Genomic DNA, 15,846 nt, shown 5'->3' on the forward strand with positions numbered 1-15,846 from the left:
TCACTCCTCAGCTAGGATATCGGCAATAATACCGTCTGCGAGCAGCCTTCCTTCGTCAGTGAGCGCCACCCGATCGGAAATCTGCAGCAGCCCCGCAGCCTCGTGTCGACGCGCCGCCTCCCAAGCAGTGATGTGGTGCGCCTCAATTCCCTCCCGCAACCGCAAACCAAGCATCAGCTTTTCGACGTGCCGATCCTCTGCTGTGAGCTCCTCAGTCTCAGCAATAGGCAGGCCGGTGCGCAACAATTCCGCGTAGCGACGTGGATGCTTCACGTTATAGAACCGCTTATCGCCCAAGTGCGAATGCGCCCCTGGGCCAGCTCCCCACCAGTCCCCATCCCGCCAATAACCGAGGTTATGCTGGCACTCACCGCCTGGCTTCGCCCAATTGGAAACTTCATACCAGCTAAATCCGTGGGCAGAAAGTGCCTCATCGATGATCTGGTAGCGATCCGCCAAGACGTCTTCGTCAGGAGCAGGAAGTTCCCCTCGGGCGACCTTGCGAGCCATGCGAGTACCGTCCTCAACGATGAGCGAATACGCCGAAACGTGGTCTACGTCAGCAGATAACACCGCGTCGAGGGTGCGACGGACATCGTCATCGGTTTCTGAGGGCGTGCCATAGATCATGTCCAAGTTGACGTGCTCAAATCCAGCGGCCTTCGCTTCGCGGGCTGCTGCCACCGCCCTGCCCGGGGTGTGCGTCCGCTCCAAAATGCGCAGCACATGCGACGCTGCACTTTGCATGCCCAAGGAGATCCGGGTAAAGCCTGCTTCTTTCAAACCGGCAAAGAATTCCGGAGAGGTGGATTCCGGGTTGGATTCGGTGGTGATTTCCGGGCCGTTGAGGTCGAAGTTGTCACGAACCACATCGAGAATCTGAGTCAGCCCTCTCGCCCCCAGCATTGACGGGGTCCCACCCCCAAAGAAAATGGTGTCGAGTGGTCGCTTTTCCGCCAGCTCCAGTTCCCGAAACAAGGATTCAAGATACGTCTCCGGAGACATGCCTGCCTCGCCGGGCGTATATGTGTTGAAATCGCAGTATCCGCACCGAGAAGCACAAAAGGGGACGTGAATGTACAGGCCGTACGTCACGAAGCCTGGACCTTTCGCTTCGCGATAACGCGCGCCACCACTGCGTCGATCCGCGCCCGCTCGCCGAGGAACCGAGGAGGCTTACTTCCGCGCATTCCACGCACAAATTCGGGATGCAGCTGTGCAACGTCGCGCATCCAAGTCTCCACGGCGACGTCGACAATGCGCTGGGTTTGCGAGTACAACACTGGCAGGCTCAGCGCGCCGAGGTCGTCGGCAGCCACCGCAGTCCGATCCAGCACCCACTCAACCGTAGCTTCCAGGTTGCGCACCACTGCCCGGCTCCTGGCTTTCATCGCCCGCGCGACCTTTTCGACCCCCGCGGGAGAACTCAGCGGCGCAACCTCCGTGACATCGGTAAGCACTGCCGGCTTAGCGACGACCACGTCCCGCCGCTGCCGGACGGACACGGTGCCACTACGCAGGCCAGACGTCAGCGCTTGTCGCACGCCAGCGAGCTCAGCGACTGCCCGTCGCGCATCGACACGTGCGTCTTCGACAATGTCATCGAACTCTGCTTTGCAATCAACGACGAGTTCAGTGTCCCAGTCGTTGATTGCCTCAATGAGGTGCTCGATGTAATCAACGACTTCGTCACCGATGTCGTAGACCGCTTGGGTCAACTCACGGTGACGTAGCTTGGCGTCAATTAGTTGCACAGCCCCTCCTTTTGGACGTTTTCTACCTTAAAGGTTTGCTGGCAGAAAATCGGGTAGGCCCGCCGGGAGAGGCTGGGAGTGTCGGACTAATTGCGCTTGTAGATGTGATTGATTTCCTTGGTGAACCGACGCACCACCACGTTGCGCTTAACCTTCATGGTTGGCGTGAGCTCATCCGCCTCCTCAGACAGGTCCCGGTCCAAGATGTAGAACTTCTTAATGGCCTCAGTGTGGGAAACGGTGGCGTTGGTGTTGTTGATCGCGTCCTGGATATCGGCACGCAGCTGCGGATTCAGCGCCAATTCGGTCACCGAGGTCTTTTCTGGGAAGTTGTGCACCAGCTTCCAGCGACGGAACGCATCCTCGTCCAAGGTGAGCAGCACTCCGACGAACGGCTTGCCGTCGCCAACCACCAGGGCCTGGGAAATGAGTGGATGCGAGCGCAACAAATCTTCCATCGGCCCCGGCGAGATGTTCTTGCCACCGGCGGTGACAATCAAGTCCTTCTTTCGGCCGGAAATCTGCAGGTAGCCCTCATCGTTGATCTCGCCCAGGTCACCAGTGTTGAACCAGCCGTCGACGATCGCCTCGCGAGTAGCCTCCTCATTGTTCCAATAGCCGGTAAACAGCTGCAGCCCCTTAAGCAGGATCTCTCCCTCTTCATTGACCCGCGCTGCCATGCCGCCAACTGGTCGACCAACAGTCCCGATGCGCTGTGGCTGAAAATCGACCGCGGCTGCAGCGGAGGTTTCCGTCAATCCATAACCTTCGTACACCGGGACCCCAATGCCCCGGAAGAAGTGCAGCAGGTCGTGGCTCATCGCGGAGCCACCAGAGATGCAGTAACGCACCTCATCACCCATCGCAGAACGTATCTTGGCGAATACAAGGCGGTCAAATGCGCGATGCTTAAGTTTCAGACTCCGGCTAGGCCCGCCGTTATCCAAAGACTTCGAGTATTCGATAGCAACCTTTTCTGCCTCAAGGAACATCGCCCCCGACACAGCAGACTTATCCGCAGCTTTCTGAGCTGCACCATTACGAACTTTTTCAAAGACTCGTGGCACACCCAGGATCAGATTCGGGCGTGAGCGTTGGAATTCCACCGTTAGAGAGGAAAAATCGGACCAGTGCGACTGGGTGGCGCCGCCTACTGCGACTGCAAGCGACACCGCGCGCGCCAAAACGTGCGCCATCGGCAGGAATGTCAACACCCGGGTGCCAGGGACGGCGATAGCCCCAATAGGGTGAGTGAGCAGCGCGCGGACCTCCGACAGCCAATTGGCGTGGGTTAGCATGCAGCCCTTTGGCCGCCCGGTGGTGCCGGAGGTATACACCAGGGAGGCGAGGTCGGCGCCCATGGTGGCGTCGATACGCTGCTGAACTTCCTCGTCAGTGATGCCGCGCCCTTCAAATTTGAGGGTGGTCACAGCGGAGGAGTTAATTTCTAAAATGCGCCGCAGCTGTGACGGCGAACCCTGGAGGCGTGGTTCGCCGTTGTCTTGCAGCTCGAGGTGCTTCATCAACTCGGTGTGCTCGCGCGACTCGGTGATTGCGAAGACTGCGCCGGAGTCCTCAATAATCCACTGGATTTGGGATTGGGAGGACGATCCATAGATCGGCACCGAGGCTGCCCCCGCAGCCCAGATGGCGAAGTCCAGCAGGGACCACTCATAGCGAGTCTCCGACAGCAAAGCCACCCGATCGCCCTCGCGAACGCCATTAGCAATCAAGCCCTTGGCGACCTCAAATACTTCTGCAATGAATTCTTTTGCCGTGACATTGACCCACTCGAAGTTTCGCGGGCGGGTGAACATCACTCCGTAGGGACGCGCCGTCGCCGTGGCAATCAACGCCTTCAACGGTGTCTCATGAGGTTCGAGCTCGAAGTTAGCTTGAGTGGCAAATTCCTGCATAATCTTCCTTTTCATGAGGGATAGTTCATGTTCACGCTACACTTTGGCAGCAGCAATGCGCGATAGATGGCAAGATAAATCGGTGTGAGCTACGAATCCTTGAAAGAATTGGCCGATCTCCACGGTATCGCCACCAGCTATTGGTCCGCCGAGGGCGAATATATTGAAGTAAGCGCAGATACGCTGCTCAAGACCTTGCATGCCTTGGGTATCGACGTTGAAATCAGTGGCGATTCTGTCACCCGGGCCATCAAGGAATTCCACGATCGCGCGGCCTCACGCCCGCTCCCTCCGTGTGTGGTGTCTACCCACGGCTACGAATACATCGTCAATGTCCACGTCCACGATGGCGCTCCCGCACGCGTCACCATCACCACCGAATCCGGCCGCACTGTCGATGCTGAACAGCGGGAAAACTGGACCCCACCCACCGACGTCAACGGCGTGCGCTGGGGTGAGGCTTCCTTCGCGATCCCCGCAGACCTCGAACTCGGCTGGCATACCCTGCGTTTGGAATCGAACAGCCTGGTAGCCACCTGTGACCTGGTGGTCACCCCAGAGCGAATTACAGTGCCGGAACACAAGATCACCGGTGTGATGGCGCAACTCTACTCAGTGCGATCCAAGGGATCTTGGGCGATGGGCGACTTTCATGACCTCGGTGAACTCTGTGAGGTAGTCGCCCGCCACGCTGACGCCGACTTCCTCCTCATCAACCCTCTGCACGCCGCGGAGCCGTTCCCACCCATCGAAGACTCCCCTTACCTTCCCACGACCCGCCGATTCATCAACCCGATCTACATCCGGGTGGAAGACATCGAAGAAATCACTCAGCTCGACAGCGATTTGCTTGCCGACGTCCGGGAACTCGCCACCGAGTTCCAGGAGCTCAACACCACCTCCCAGACAATCGAGCGCAACCCTATCTACGCAGCAAAGCTGCAGGTGCTGCGGGAGATTTTCCACCTCGAGCGTTCCGATGCCCGACAGCGTGCGTTCAAGGAGTACTGCAAACTCGAAGGGGCCGGACTCGATAAGTTCGCACGTTGGTGCGCCGCGCGTGAACTACTGCACAACCCGGATGAGAATGCCCACGGAATCGCCCCTTCAGTGGAAGAGACTGCCGAGTTCTACCGTTGGCTCCAGTGGATTTGCGACCAACAGCTCGGTGCCGCCCAAGCCAAAGCCAAAGCCGCTGGAATGCAGCTAGGAATCATGGCCGATCTGGCTGTGGGCGTGCACCCCGGAGGTGCCGACGCAGAAATCCTCGCATCTGTCCTCGCACCAGCCGCGTCAGTCGGGGCGCCACCTGACGGCTACAGCCAACAGGGCCAAGACTGGTCCCAGCCGCCATGGCACCCGGTAAAGCTCGCCGAAGCCGGGTACAAGCCCTGGCGAGACATGCTGCGTACCGTGCTGCGCCACTCCGGCGGTATCCGCATCGACCACGTCCTGGGGCTGTTCCGCCTGTTCTGGATCCCAAGGATGCAATCACCAACAACCGGCACCTATGTTTCCTACGACTACCAAGCCCTCATCGGTATCTTGGCGCTCGAGGCAGAGCGGGCGGGAGCGGTGGTTATCGGCGAAGACCTCGGCACCTTTGAGCCGTGGGTCCAAGAAGCACTGGCAGCACGTGGTGTGCTGGGGACCTCAATCCTTTGGTTCGAAAACGAAGCTGACGCTCCGAAGTCCCTGGAAAGTTACCGCGAACTCGCCCTGACGTCAGTTACGACCCACGATTTGCCACCAACCGCCGGCTACGTACAAGGCTCCCACATCACCCTGCGCGAAAACCTCGGCGTACTCACCCGAGACGCCGAGGAGGAAGACGCCGAAGACGCCGCTTGGCAAAACCAAGTGTTCCGGGAAGTGGCCAAGCAAGGCAGCTTCGAGGGCACCTCAGCTGCCGACGCAACCTTCGAATCCGGCCGCTACCAGGGCGATTTCACCGATCTTCTCATCGGCCTGCACCGCTTTGTAGCTGCGACACCTTCCTTGCTCACCTGCGCGGCATTGGTGGACATGGTGGGCGACATCCGCGCACAGAATCAGCCAGGCACCACCCGGGACATGTACCCGAACTGGTGTATTCCACTCTGCACCGGCGAAGGTCAGGCAGTGCTCATTGAGGATCTCGCCGACAACGAGCTTTTCAAAGCCGTCGCGGAGGCAAGCAAGCGCTAGCGTTGGAAGCGCTGGTTCTTGCTGTCCCGGGGCGTGCTGGGTTCGCGGATTGCGGAGGCGCTGGCGCCAGCAACGCCCGCCGAAAGCAATCCTCGGTCGACGCCAGTTCAGCTATCAACCAGCTCAGAAATATCCGACAAAGCCTGCGATAATCACGAGTGCTAGAAGCACATAGAGCGCGAGTTTGACTCGGGACTGCGGGTATTTATTTTTCATTCTTCCCCTTCAACCAGCGCGTGAGCTTTCCATCCGCAACGTCGATAAGGCGCAAGAAGCCGAATGCGATAGCGGCGCAGAGTGCCGCCGCGGTGCCTACCACCAGCGGGGCCTGCAGCCACAACGGCGCGGATGTTAGCCAATCCAAAATATGCATTGGTTGTTGATACTACACCTCAGTGCCAGCAAGGCCACGGCGCGTGAGTAGTGGAGTCAGGTCGCGGGCTCGGCCTCGGAGTTGTTCGTAAGCGGCATCGAAGTCTTTCGAAGCTCCCTTCGAGAGCACCAGCTCCCTAAAGCGCTGGCCTGCCGCCCGCATGTCTGACTGCTCCTTGAACCAATCGAAACCGTCCGCATCCAGGGCTTCCGCCCACAGGTAGGAGTAGTAGCCCGCAGAGTAGCCGCCGCCGAAGATGTGGTTGAAGTAGCAGGTCTTGTAGCGAGGGGCCAGCTTATCGACGACCAGTCCAGCATCCTCCAACGCGGCAGATTCGAAAGCCTCAACATCGGTAACGTCGGCTGCCTGCGCGGCGGACAAGGAATGCCAGGCGAAGTCGATGATTGCGGCTCCTAGGTATTCGCTGGTCCCAAAGCCTTGGCCGAATTGCTTCGCAGCTTCGATGGCCGCTACGAGATCAGTAGGGATGACCTCGCCCTGTGCATTTCGGGCATAGTTGGCGAGGATCTGTGGTTCGAAGGCCCAGTTCTCATTGATTTGGGAGGGGAATTCGACGTAGTCGCGTGGCACGTTGGTGCCGGAGAAGGTTGGGTAGCGGACGTCGGAGAGCAGGCCGTGGAGTGCGTGGCCAAACTCGTGGAACAAAGTGGTCACTTCGTCGAGGGTGAGCAGCGGGTTCTCGGTTTTGGTAATGCCCATGACATTGATGATTACGGGCTTGGTGCCGAGGAGTCGGGATTGGTCCACGAAGGAGCTCATCCACGCACCACCGCGCTTGGATGGTCGGCCGAAGTAGTCGGTGAGGAATAGGCCGATTCCGGTGCCGTCGGATTCTTTGACTTCCCAAACCTTGACGTCCTCGTGGTATCCGGCCAGATCATCGCGGGGTTCTACCGTGATGCCATACAGCAGATTCGCGGCATAAAACACGCCGTTGACCAGCACGGATTCCAGCGGGAAGTACTGGCGCAGCTGGTCTTCGTCGAGTGCGTAGTCGCGGGCGCGGATCTTCGACTCGTAGTAGCTCCAGTCGGCGGCTTCGACTTCATTGTCCTCGGAGATCAGCTTGTATTCCTGTTGCGCGTTCGTGGCGGCAGCGGGGGCGAGCCCGTGAAGCAGCTTGCGGACTGCCTCTGGAGTCTTCGCCGTCTCCTCCTCCAGCACATACTCTGCGTGGTTGGCGTATCCCAAGAGTTCGGCCCGCTGCGCGCGCAAGCGAACCATCTCCAACGCCACTTCAGCATTCGCAGTGCCCCGAGCCAAGGAAGCCTCGTAGAGCTTCGCACGAGCCTCCGGGTTGTCCAAAGAAGCCTGCTCCGACTGGACGGTAGGCAACTCCAGCGGAATAACATAACCTTCACGGCCCAAGGCGTTCGCAGCATCGGCAGCTGCTGCCTTGCGAGAGTCGCTAAATCCAGCGAGTTCGTCCTCCGACAAGGACACCGCCAACTTGGTGGTGTCACTGAGGAGATTCTTGCGGAATTCCTCCCCCAAAACCGCCAGGCGCTGGTTGTACTCCGAAAGCTGTTGCTTTTCGGTAGCGGTAAGGTCCGCACCGCGGCGTCGGAAAGCACGCAGCAGCTGCTCATGCAAACGCTGGCTTTCCTCATCGGCCGGTGGGGTCACCGACTTGATGCGGGCGTAGAGCTGCTCGTTCTGATAAACGGCATCCTCGTGCGCCGACAGCTTAGGCAGGATGGCGGCCGAAATCTTGTCGAATTCTTCGGACGCGTCAGTGCCGTTGAGGTTGAAGAACACGTTGGCAACCCGAGCTAGTGCCTGGCCCGATTTCTCCAGTGCCTCTACCGTATTTTCCCAGCTAGGTTCCTCTGGGTTGGTGACGATCGCGGAGATTTCCGCGTCGTGATCATCAAGAGCAGTATCGAATGCCGGGAGGTAGTGCTCAGACTTGATCTCGGCAAACGGCGGCAGCTGGTACGGCAGTTCGCTGGGTTGAAGCAACGGGTTCATGAGACCTCTTTCTTAGTTAGTAGTGACTAACGCATTCCTTGGTTACGAATCAGACCGATACGCGATGGCGGGCTGGTGTAGGAGCTCGCGTCGGCGCGGTCGAAGTCACGCTGCCAATCGTAGGGCGCTTCGCCGTCGACAAGTGCGCCCGGGTTGAGCCAGTCGAAAATGTCCTCGTAAGGACGCGCTTGGGTGGGGTCAATACGACGCACGACGTGGGCTGGTCCCAGCTGCGAGAAATCAGTGAGTCCCATCGCGGAGAGAATACGCATAGCGGACTTCAGGGTGTTGGCCTGGTAATTCTTCACGCGCTCAGCTTTGTCGTCTACATCCAAACCACGCATCAAACGCGCGTCCTGGGTGGCGACACCCGCTGGGCAGGTGTTCGAGTGGCAGGTCTTAGCCTGAATGCAGCCCACGGCCATCATCATGCCGCGCGCGGAGTTGGTGAAGTCTGCGCCGATCGCTAGACGACGGATAATGTCCGCCCCACCGACGATCTTGCCTGCTGCACCAATGGCAACGCGGTGACGAAGATTGCAGCCAACCAGCGCGTTGTGCACGATCATCAGGCCTTCAGACAGCGGAGAGCCCACGCGGTCCAAGAACTCCAGTGGTGCTGCACCGGTGCCACCTTCCGCACCGTCAACAGTGATGAAGTCTGGGGTGATTCCAGTCTCGAGCATGGCCTTCATCATGCACAGCACCTCGTGTCGGGTACCCACGCAGAACTTGATGCCAACTGGCTTGCCACCCGACAGTTCGCGGAGCTTCTTAACAAACTCCATCATTTCCGTCGGGTTGCTAAACGCGGAGTGGGAGGCTGGGGACAAGCAGTCCACGCCTTCCGGAATACCACGTGCTTCTGCAATCTCCGCCGACACTTTTTCGCCCGGCAGCATGCCACCCATGCCCGGCTTGGCGCCTTGGCTGAGCTTGATCAAAATCGCCTTTACCTGTGGCAACGTCGCCTTTTCGGTAAACTTCTCCGGGGAGAACGTGCCATCAGCGTTCCGACACCCGAAGTAGCCGGAGCCTATTTCCCACACCAGGTCCGCGCCGTACCTGAGGTGGTACTTGGTGAGCCCACCCTCGCCGGTCTCGTGCGCGAACCCGCCCATCGCGGCGCCCTTGTTCATCGCCAAGACGGCGTTCTTGGACAAGGACCCAAACGACATCGAGGAGACATTGAACAGCGAAATGTCATAAGGCTTGGTGCAGTCCGGACCACCCAGGCGAACCTTAGGCGCCTGAATGAGTACCGGTGCCGGGTTAGCCGAGTGCATGATGTGGTCACGCCCAGGCTTGAGCAGGTCACGCTCAGTACCGAACGCCTCCTCCGCACCCAGATTCTTAGCCTGCTGGTAAATCATCGTGCGGGTTTCGCGGTCAAACGGTGCGCCATCCGTGTCGGACTCGATGAAGTATTGCTGCACTGGTGGTCGCAACGCTTCGGCAGCCCAGCGGCCACGGCCGACGAGCGGGAAGTTCCGTCGAATCGAATGCTTAGTTTGGAAGAAGTCAAACACAGCCACGGCAGATGCGCCTGCTGCGATCGTGAGAGCACCGATCTTGGTCTTTTTCACTTGGGGTAATCTCCTGTAGGCAATGGGGTTAGCTAAGACTTTATGTCATGTTGCTCACTCGTGATTACCATCGCCTCGACATAAGTTTCACACCCAACCCGAGCCAGGAACTTTCCGCAGGTTATCACGTACTTCCCCCGCATAGTCACCACTTTTCTATAACCTGGTGGCTATGAACGAAACTTATTCCACCACCCCAATTGTTGATGAACTGGGCTTCGTCGTAGAGCCGAATTCGGAGGACTTCCGTACCCCCGCGCCCGCGCCAGGCGAACAACCTTGGGAGCGTTCCCAGCCGGAATGGTATAAGCAAGCCGTTTTTTACGAAGTACTAGTACGTGCCTTTGCCGACGAAAACAACGACGGTGTCGGCGACCTCCGCGGACTGACCGGAAAACTAGACTATTTGCAATGGTTGGGCGTCGATTGCTTGTGGATCCCACCCTTCTACGACTCCCCTCTCAAAGATGGCGGCTACGACATCCGCAACTTCCGCGAGATCCTGCCGGAGTTCGGCACCGTAGATGACTTCGTCGAACTCGTCGACCAAGCACACCAACGTGGCATCCGAATCATTACTGACCTGGTTATGAACCACACCTCCGACCAGCACCCGTGGTTCGTAGAGTCCCGGCGCGATCCAGAGGGGCCGTACGGCGACTTCTACGTGTGGAACGACACTCCTGAGCTCTACCAGGAAGCCCGCATCATCTTCATCGACACCGAAGAATCGAACTGGACCTTTGACCCGGTGCGCGGGCAGTACTACTGGCACCGCTTCTTTAGCCACCAACCCGACCTGAACTATGACAACCCAGCTGTCCAGGAAGCGATGCTGGACGCAATGCGTTTCTGGCTGGACCTCGGCCTTGACGGTTTCCGCTTGGACGCCGTGCCCTACCTCTACGAGCGCGTGGGAACCAACGGCGAAAACCTTCCTGAGACCCATCAATTCCTCAAGCTGTGTCGCGAGGTCATCGAAAAGGAATACCCGGGTCGCGTATTACTGGCAGAAGCAAATCAATGGCCACAAGACGTGGTGGAATACTTCGGCGAACCAGAGGTCGGCGACGAATGCCACATGGCCTTCCACTTCCCGCTCATGCCCCGCATGTTCATGGCCGTACGGAAAGAATCCCGCAAGCCGATTTCGAACATCTTGCGGGACACCCCGCCGATCCCGAGTTCAGCGCAATGGGGCATCTTCCTGCGCAACCACGACGAATTGACCTTGGAGATGGTCACCGACGACGAACGCGCCTACATGTATTCTCAGTATGCGAAAGAGCCTCGGATGCGCGCGAATGTGGGCATTAGGCGTCGATTAGCGCCGTTGCTGGAGGGCGACCGAAACCAGCTGGAGCTCTTCCACGCGATGCTGCTGTCCCTGCCCGGTTCCCCGGTGCTTTACTACGGTGACGAGATCGGCATGGGGGACAACATTTGGCTGCATGATCGCGACGGCGTACGCACCCCGATGCAGTGGAATGCCGACCGCAATGGAGGATTTTCCAAGGCTGAGCCAGAGCGGCTCTATTTGCCGGCGATCCAGAACGCGCAGTACGGCTACGCGGCGGTGAATGTGGAAACGCAAATGAACCAGGAGAACTCCCTGCTGAAGTGGTGTCGCGCGCTGATCCATATCCGCAAGCAGTATGACGCTTTCGGTCTGGGCACCTTCCGGGAAATCGAGTCAAACAACGACGCCGTGTTCTCCTACTTCCGCGAATACCGCGGCCAGGTGATCTTGTGCATCAACAATTTGTCCAAGCGTCCGCAGGCCGCCTCCCTGGATCTTTCGGAGTTCGTCCGCATTGTTCCCCGCGAGTTGACTGGTGGCGAGCTCTTCCCAGAAATCGGTGATCGGGAGTGGACAGTCACACTCGCACCGCACGGCTTTTTCTGGTTCGACCTGACGCGTTAGGAGCCCGCACTCATGTATGACGACATCGCAAACGCCCGGTTCTTCCGGGCCAAATCCAGCGGCATCAGTAGCTTCAGCGAGGTAAAACGTGCGGGCAACTGGGTTATTGCCGACATCGACGGGGACCTCTACCAACTCGTCCTCGACGGGGAGCGCGACATCCTCACCACCGAAGCAACAACTGCGGAGATGGCCACGGCATTCTCCCAGGGCAACGCCTTCGGCGCCGGTCACATGCACGCGCTTGTCGACGACCTCCTCCCACCCCACCCCACGCCAAAGGTATCGGGTGCAGAGCAATCAAATACCTCCATCATCTTCGGTGAAGTAATGGTGAAATTCTTCCGAAAGCTGGAACCTGGGATTAACCCCGATGTCGAATTACTTGCTGGTCTAGCCCGAGTGAACTGTAGCTACGCCCCAAGGCTGCGTGGCTACACCACCGTCGATGTGGACGGTGTCGAATATGTCACCGCGATGCTCCAAGATTTCGTGGCCGATGCCCGGGAAGGTTGGGAGCTCACGCTCGCCCGCGCGCAAGCCGGAGCAGAACTTACGGGAGAAGCCACCCTGATGGGTGAAGCGGTAGCGGCGGTGCATCGAGATTTGAAAGCCGCTTTTGGGTCCGAGATGGTTTCAAATGAATCGATAGTCGCCGGCCTAGCGCAGCGGGTGGATACGCTGGTGGCGCAGGCGCCTGTCCTATCCGATTATGCTGAGGCGGCCCAAAAACTCTATGCGCGGGCAGCAGAAGGAAATACCGAGGTCCAACGTATCCATGGCGACCTCCACCTGGGACAGATCTTGCGAACCACAGACCGCTACCTACTCATTGACTTCGAAGGTGAACCAGCCCGCCCACTCGCGGAGCGACGCGAACTGATGTCCCCGCTGCAGGATATCGCTGGCATGCTGCGGTCTTTCGACTATGCGAGCCAGGTTGCCGGGACGAAAGTGGACCTCAGCGAGCCATTCCTCACCTCGGCCGGAATCTCTGCGAAAGATCCGCTGCTCGCAGCCTTCGTCCTGGACAAGGCACTGTACGAAGTGGCCTACGAAGCAAACAATCGCCCCGATTGGGTCCCTATTCCGCTAGGAGCAGTGGAGCGCCTGACGCAGCCGTTCATGGCTTAGCTGTTCGACTAGCCAGGGACTAAAAGCAAACGGAGTGGCATCCACTGCAGCGCACAACTGTTGCGCCGAAACCCAAGCGAAGGAATCAACTTCCTGCGGGTTCGGGTGCAACTCGCCGTCGAGAAGCGCGCTGAAAACCGGGCAAGCTTCCCACTCCACGATTCCGGAAGAGTCAATGGCGCGGTAGCTGAAATCAGGTAGCACTTCGGAGATGTCCACCAGGGTGGCGCCGAGTTCTTCTCGCCCGCGTCGTTGCACGGTGTCAACGTAGGACTCGCCCGGTCCTGGGTGTCCACAGACTGAATTTGTCCACACCCCAGGCCACGTCAACTTTGACAATGCTCGTCTGGTGAGGAGAATCTCGCCCGCAGCATTGTGGACGTAGCAAGAAAAGGCTAGGTGGTATGGGGTGTTTGTGGTGTGCACCGTTGACTTCGGGGCGGTCCCGATGGGATTGCCGTGCTGATCTGCGAGCACGACTAACTCTGGGGTCGTCGTCATAATACTTCCCACCATAGCTGCACAAAGTTCGTGGCAGCACAGGTGGTCATGAGATTATGGAGTGTATGAAATTTCTTCGTGCCCAATCCTGGCAGACCTCACGGTCAGCACTAGAAGAATTCCGGTACGCGACAGCCGCTGCCTCGGCACAGATTATCGAGCACTATTCCACCTCTTTTGCGTTGGCCTCCCATGCGCTTCCACCCCGGATGCGCACAGATATCCGCAACCTCTACGCTATGGTCCGCATCGCCGATGAGATCGTTGATGGTGTGGCGGAGGGGGCCGGTCTCAGCCCGCGCCAGGCCGAGGAGATTCTCACGCGGTTCCACGCTGAGGTCCACGAAGCGATCCGCACCGGCTTTTCCACCAACCCCGTGCTACATTCATTCGCTACCACTGCACGGCACTGCCAGCTCAACCCAGAGCATATCGACGCCTTCTTCGCATCCATGCGCGCCGATATCTCCCCAGCCCAACACACCGAAGAATCATTATCGAAATACATCTACGGATCCGCCGAAGTCATTGGCCTCATGTGCCTGGCTATCTTCACGGCGGACCATCCACTCTCGCCACGTGTGCACGCCAATTGCGACCTCGGGGCGAAAGCCCTAGGGCGTGCTTTTCAAAAGATCAATTTCTTGCGCGATTACCACATCGATTCCACCGCACTTGGCCGCCAATACATTTCGCTCACCCCAGAATCCAAAGCAACTTTTATTGCTGGGATCCGGCGGGATCTTTCGGTGGCGTACCGCAGCTTGGGCAACTTACCGCTGAGCGCCCGCACCGGCGTACTCTCGGCCTACCTGCTGTTTTCAGAGCTGACCGATCTTCTGGACGCGGCCTCGATCAGCGAAATCGAGCACACCCGAGTGCGTGTTTCCGCCTCCCGCAAGTTACTCCTCACCGCTCGCGCCGCTACCCTAGCACCACGTTTGAAGGAACAATAATGACCACCGCAGTTGTCATCGGAGGTGGGGTCGCCGGCCTCGCCACCGCAGCTCTCCTAGGACGGGCTGGCCTTGAAGTCACGCTCATTGAAAAGAATGATCTTCTCGGCGGACGCGTCGGCATGCACGACCAAGACGGATTTCACTTCGATACCGGCCCAAGCTGGTACCTCATGCCCGATGCCTTTGATCGCTTCTTCGCGCAATTGGGCACCAGCACCGAAGAACACCTCGACCTGGTGCCACTCAGCCCGGCCTACCGAGTCTTTAGCGAAGGATTCGCTCCGGTTGATGTGGAATCGGGAATCGAAAACGTCGAAAAGCTGTTTGCCCAGCTTGAGCCGGGCAGCGCGGCAACTACCCGCAAGTACCTCGCCTCCGCGCAGCACACCTATGACATCGCGTTACGACGCTTTCTCTACACCACGTTCCGCACCCCCGCCCCGTTTATTAACCGCGAAGTGCTGCCCCAGTTTGGACCGCTGATTAGTTTGCTGGCACGATCGTTGCAGTCCTGGGTGGAACGTGATTTTTCAGATAGGCGAATCCGGCAAATTCTGCAGTACCCGGCGGTATTTTTGTCCTCCACACCGCGTCGCACTCCAGCGATGTATCACTTGCTCTCCGCAACGGACCTGGTTGACCAAGTGCGATACCCGCGCGGGGGCTTCCGCAAGCTTGTCGACGCCCTCACCCAACTCGCCGTCGAACAAGGGGTCCACATCCGCACGAATACGCCCGCGCTGGGAATTAGCACTCAACCTGGCCCCAAGGGTCGAACCCAGGTCACCGGGGTGCGTACTCCGGATGGACACATCCCGGCAGACATTGTTGTCTCCGGTGCGGACCTGCATCATACCGAGCGCGACCTCTTGCCGAAGCAACTGTGGAGCGTACGCAGTTGGCGTCGCAAAGACCCGGGCATTTCTTGCATCGTTGCCTGTCTTGGGGTGCAAGGCGAGCTGCCGGAATTAGTGCATCACCAGTTGATTTTGAGCGCAGATTGGGAGCGAGACTTTGCCGCTATCGCGCCGACAGCGTCTGGTACCGCGCATGACTTTTCACGCTCGGTTTATGTGTGTAAGAATTCTGCCACGGACCCCTCGGTTGCCCCTGAAGGCTGTTCCAACATCTTCATTCTGATCCCGGTGCAGGCCGATGAGCACTTTGGGTCGGGAGGAAGCCCGCAAGTGGAGACAATCGTCGATGCGGTCATTTCGCTCATCGAGGAGCGCACCGGTGCTGCGCTTGCGGACAACATCATGGTTCGGCACACCTTGGGCCCCACGGATTTTCATCGCGAATATCACGCCTGGCGTGGCAATGCCATTGGGCTTGCCCACACGCTGTGGCAGTCGGCGTTTCTGCGCGGGCGCAACGCATCCAAAAAAGTCGATGGCCTCTATTTTGCGGGCGCGACGACTGTCCCCGGGGTTGGCCTCCCCATGTGCCTGATCTCAGCGGAAAATGTAGTCACTCGGCTGAAAGAGGAAGGCAAGCTACGACGCGACTAGCTTGCCACG

At 58.8% G+C, this 15,846-nt stretch carries 12 protein-coding genes; 5 read left to right on the top strand and 7 right to left on the bottom strand.

Annotation, left to right across the window (positions count from 1 at the left end):
- The 3 genes from hemW to CEPID_RS08660 all read right to left on the bottom strand — a co-directional run bounded on the left by hemW (position 1) and on the right by CEPID_RS08660 (position 3,670).
- Complete coding sequence (gene hemW, locus CEPID_RS08650) at positions 1-1,095, bottom strand: radical SAM family heme chaperone HemW (RefSeq protein WP_047240637.1); 1,095 nt, start codon at positions 1,093-1,095, stop codon at positions 1-3.
- Entirely contained in the window at positions 1,092-1,754 is a 663-nt protein-coding gene (locus CEPID_RS08655) for a hypothetical protein (protein ID WP_047240638.1), read from the bottom strand. The genes hemW and CEPID_RS08655 overlap by 4 nt, the downstream gene beginning before the upstream one ends.
- Positions 1,755-1,840: 86 nt before the next feature.
- Positions 1,841-3,670 (bottom strand): AMP-dependent synthetase/ligase, encoded by a 1,830-nt coding sequence (locus CEPID_RS08660; RefSeq protein ID WP_047240639.1) that lies wholly within the window; start codon positions 3,668-3,670, stop codon positions 1,841-1,843.
- Positions 3,671-3,754: 84 nt separating this feature from the next.
- On the opposite strand from CEPID_RS08660, the gene malQ reads away from it, so the two are divergent.
- Positions 3,755-5,857: a 4-alpha-glucanotransferase gene (gene malQ / locus CEPID_RS08665; RefSeq protein WP_047240640.1), complete on the top strand. Its 2,103-nt coding sequence runs from the start codon at positions 3,755-3,757 to the stop codon at positions 5,855-5,857.
- A gap of 205 nt (positions 5,858-6,062) precedes the next feature.
- Here the strand turns inward: malQ and CEPID_RS13325 are convergent, their stop codons facing one another.
- Genes CEPID_RS13325 through CEPID_RS08675 form a run of 3 tightly spaced genes read right to left on the bottom strand, consistent with a single transcriptional unit; the run spans position 6,063 to position 9,808 of the window.
- On the bottom strand, positions 6,063-6,230 hold the full coding sequence (locus CEPID_RS13325) for a hypothetical protein (protein ID WP_158408037.1): 168 nt from the start codon (positions 6,228-6,230) through the stop codon (positions 6,063-6,065).
- 12 nt (positions 6,231-6,242) lie between these two features.
- Complete coding sequence (locus CEPID_RS08670) at positions 6,243-8,222, bottom strand: M3 family metallopeptidase (RefSeq protein ID WP_047240641.1); 1,980 nt, start codon at positions 8,220-8,222, stop codon at positions 6,243-6,245.
- A 26-nt stretch (positions 8,223-8,248) separates the two neighbouring features.
- A complete protein-coding gene (locus tag CEPID_RS08675; protein WP_144413495.1) occupies positions 8,249-9,808 on the bottom strand; it encodes an FMN-binding glutamate synthase family protein in 1,560 nt (519 codons plus the stop codon).
- A 172-nt stretch (positions 9,809-9,980) separates the two neighbouring features.
- Here CEPID_RS08675 and treS point away from each other — a divergent pair, with 172 nt between their 5' ends.
- Entirely contained in the window at positions 9,981-11,732 is a 1,752-nt protein-coding gene (gene treS / locus CEPID_RS08680) for a maltose alpha-D-glucosyltransferase (RefSeq protein ID WP_047240643.1), read from the top strand.
- 12 nt (positions 11,733-11,744) lie between these two features.
- On the top strand, positions 11,745-12,866 hold the full coding sequence (locus CEPID_RS08685; protein ID WP_047240644.1) for a phosphotransferase: 1,122 nt from the start codon (positions 11,745-11,747) through the stop codon (positions 12,864-12,866).
- Here the strand turns inward: CEPID_RS08685 and idi are convergent.
- Positions 12,825-13,367 (bottom strand): isopentenyl-diphosphate Delta-isomerase, encoded by a 543-nt coding sequence (gene idi, locus CEPID_RS08690; protein WP_047240645.1) that lies wholly within the window; start codon positions 13,365-13,367, stop codon positions 12,825-12,827. The genes CEPID_RS08685 and idi overlap by 42 nt on opposite strands.
- Positions 13,368-13,432: 65 nt before the next feature.
- On the opposite strand from idi, the gene CEPID_RS08695 reads away from it, so the two are divergent.
- Positions 13,433-14,323, top strand: a complete 891-nt coding sequence (locus CEPID_RS08695; protein ID WP_047240646.1) for a phytoene/squalene synthase family protein — start codon at positions 13,433-13,435, stop codon at positions 14,321-14,323.
- Positions 14,323-15,837, top strand: a complete 1,515-nt coding sequence (gene crtI / locus CEPID_RS08700) for a phytoene desaturase family protein (RefSeq protein ID WP_047240647.1) — start codon at positions 14,323-14,325, stop codon at positions 15,835-15,837. The genes CEPID_RS08695 and crtI overlap by 1 nt, the downstream gene beginning before the upstream one ends.
- The last annotated feature ends 9 nt before the right edge of the window (positions 15,838-15,846 follow it).

This window comes from Corynebacterium epidermidicanis, from assembly GCF_001021025.1.
Lineage (GTDB): Bacteria > Actinomycetota > Actinomycetes > Mycobacteriales > Mycobacteriaceae > Corynebacterium > Corynebacterium epidermidicanis.

Excerpts from the sequence above, each read along its gene's own strand:
- CEPID_RS08660 (WP_047240639.1), bottom strand. The coding sequence starts at position 3,670 with ATGCAGGAATTTGCCACTCAAGCTAACTTCGAGCTCGAACCTCATGAG.
- CEPID_RS13325 (WP_158408037.1), bottom strand. The coding sequence starts at position 6,230 with ATGCATATTTTGGATTGGCTAACATCCGCGCCGTTGTGGCTGCAGGCC.
- CEPID_RS08670 (WP_047240641.1), bottom strand. The coding sequence starts at position 8,222 with ATGAACCCGTTGCTTCAACCCAGCGAACTGCCGTACCAGCTGCCGCCG.
- treS (WP_047240643.1), top strand. The coding sequence starts at position 9,981 with ATGAACGAAACTTATTCCACCACCCCAATTGTTGATGAACTGGGCTTC.
- CEPID_RS08685 (WP_047240644.1), top strand. The coding sequence starts at position 11,745 with ATGTATGACGACATCGCAAACGCCCGGTTCTTCCGGGCCAAATCCAGC.
- idi (WP_047240645.1), bottom strand. The coding sequence starts at position 13,367 with ATGACGACGACCCCAGAGTTAGTCGTGCTCGCAGATCAGCACGGCAAT.
- CEPID_RS08695 (WP_047240646.1), top strand. The coding sequence starts at position 13,433 with ATGAAATTTCTTCGTGCCCAATCCTGGCAGACCTCACGGTCAGCACTA.
- crtI (WP_047240647.1), top strand. The coding sequence starts at position 14,323 with ATGACCACCGCAGTTGTCATCGGAGGTGGGGTCGCCGGCCTCGCCACC.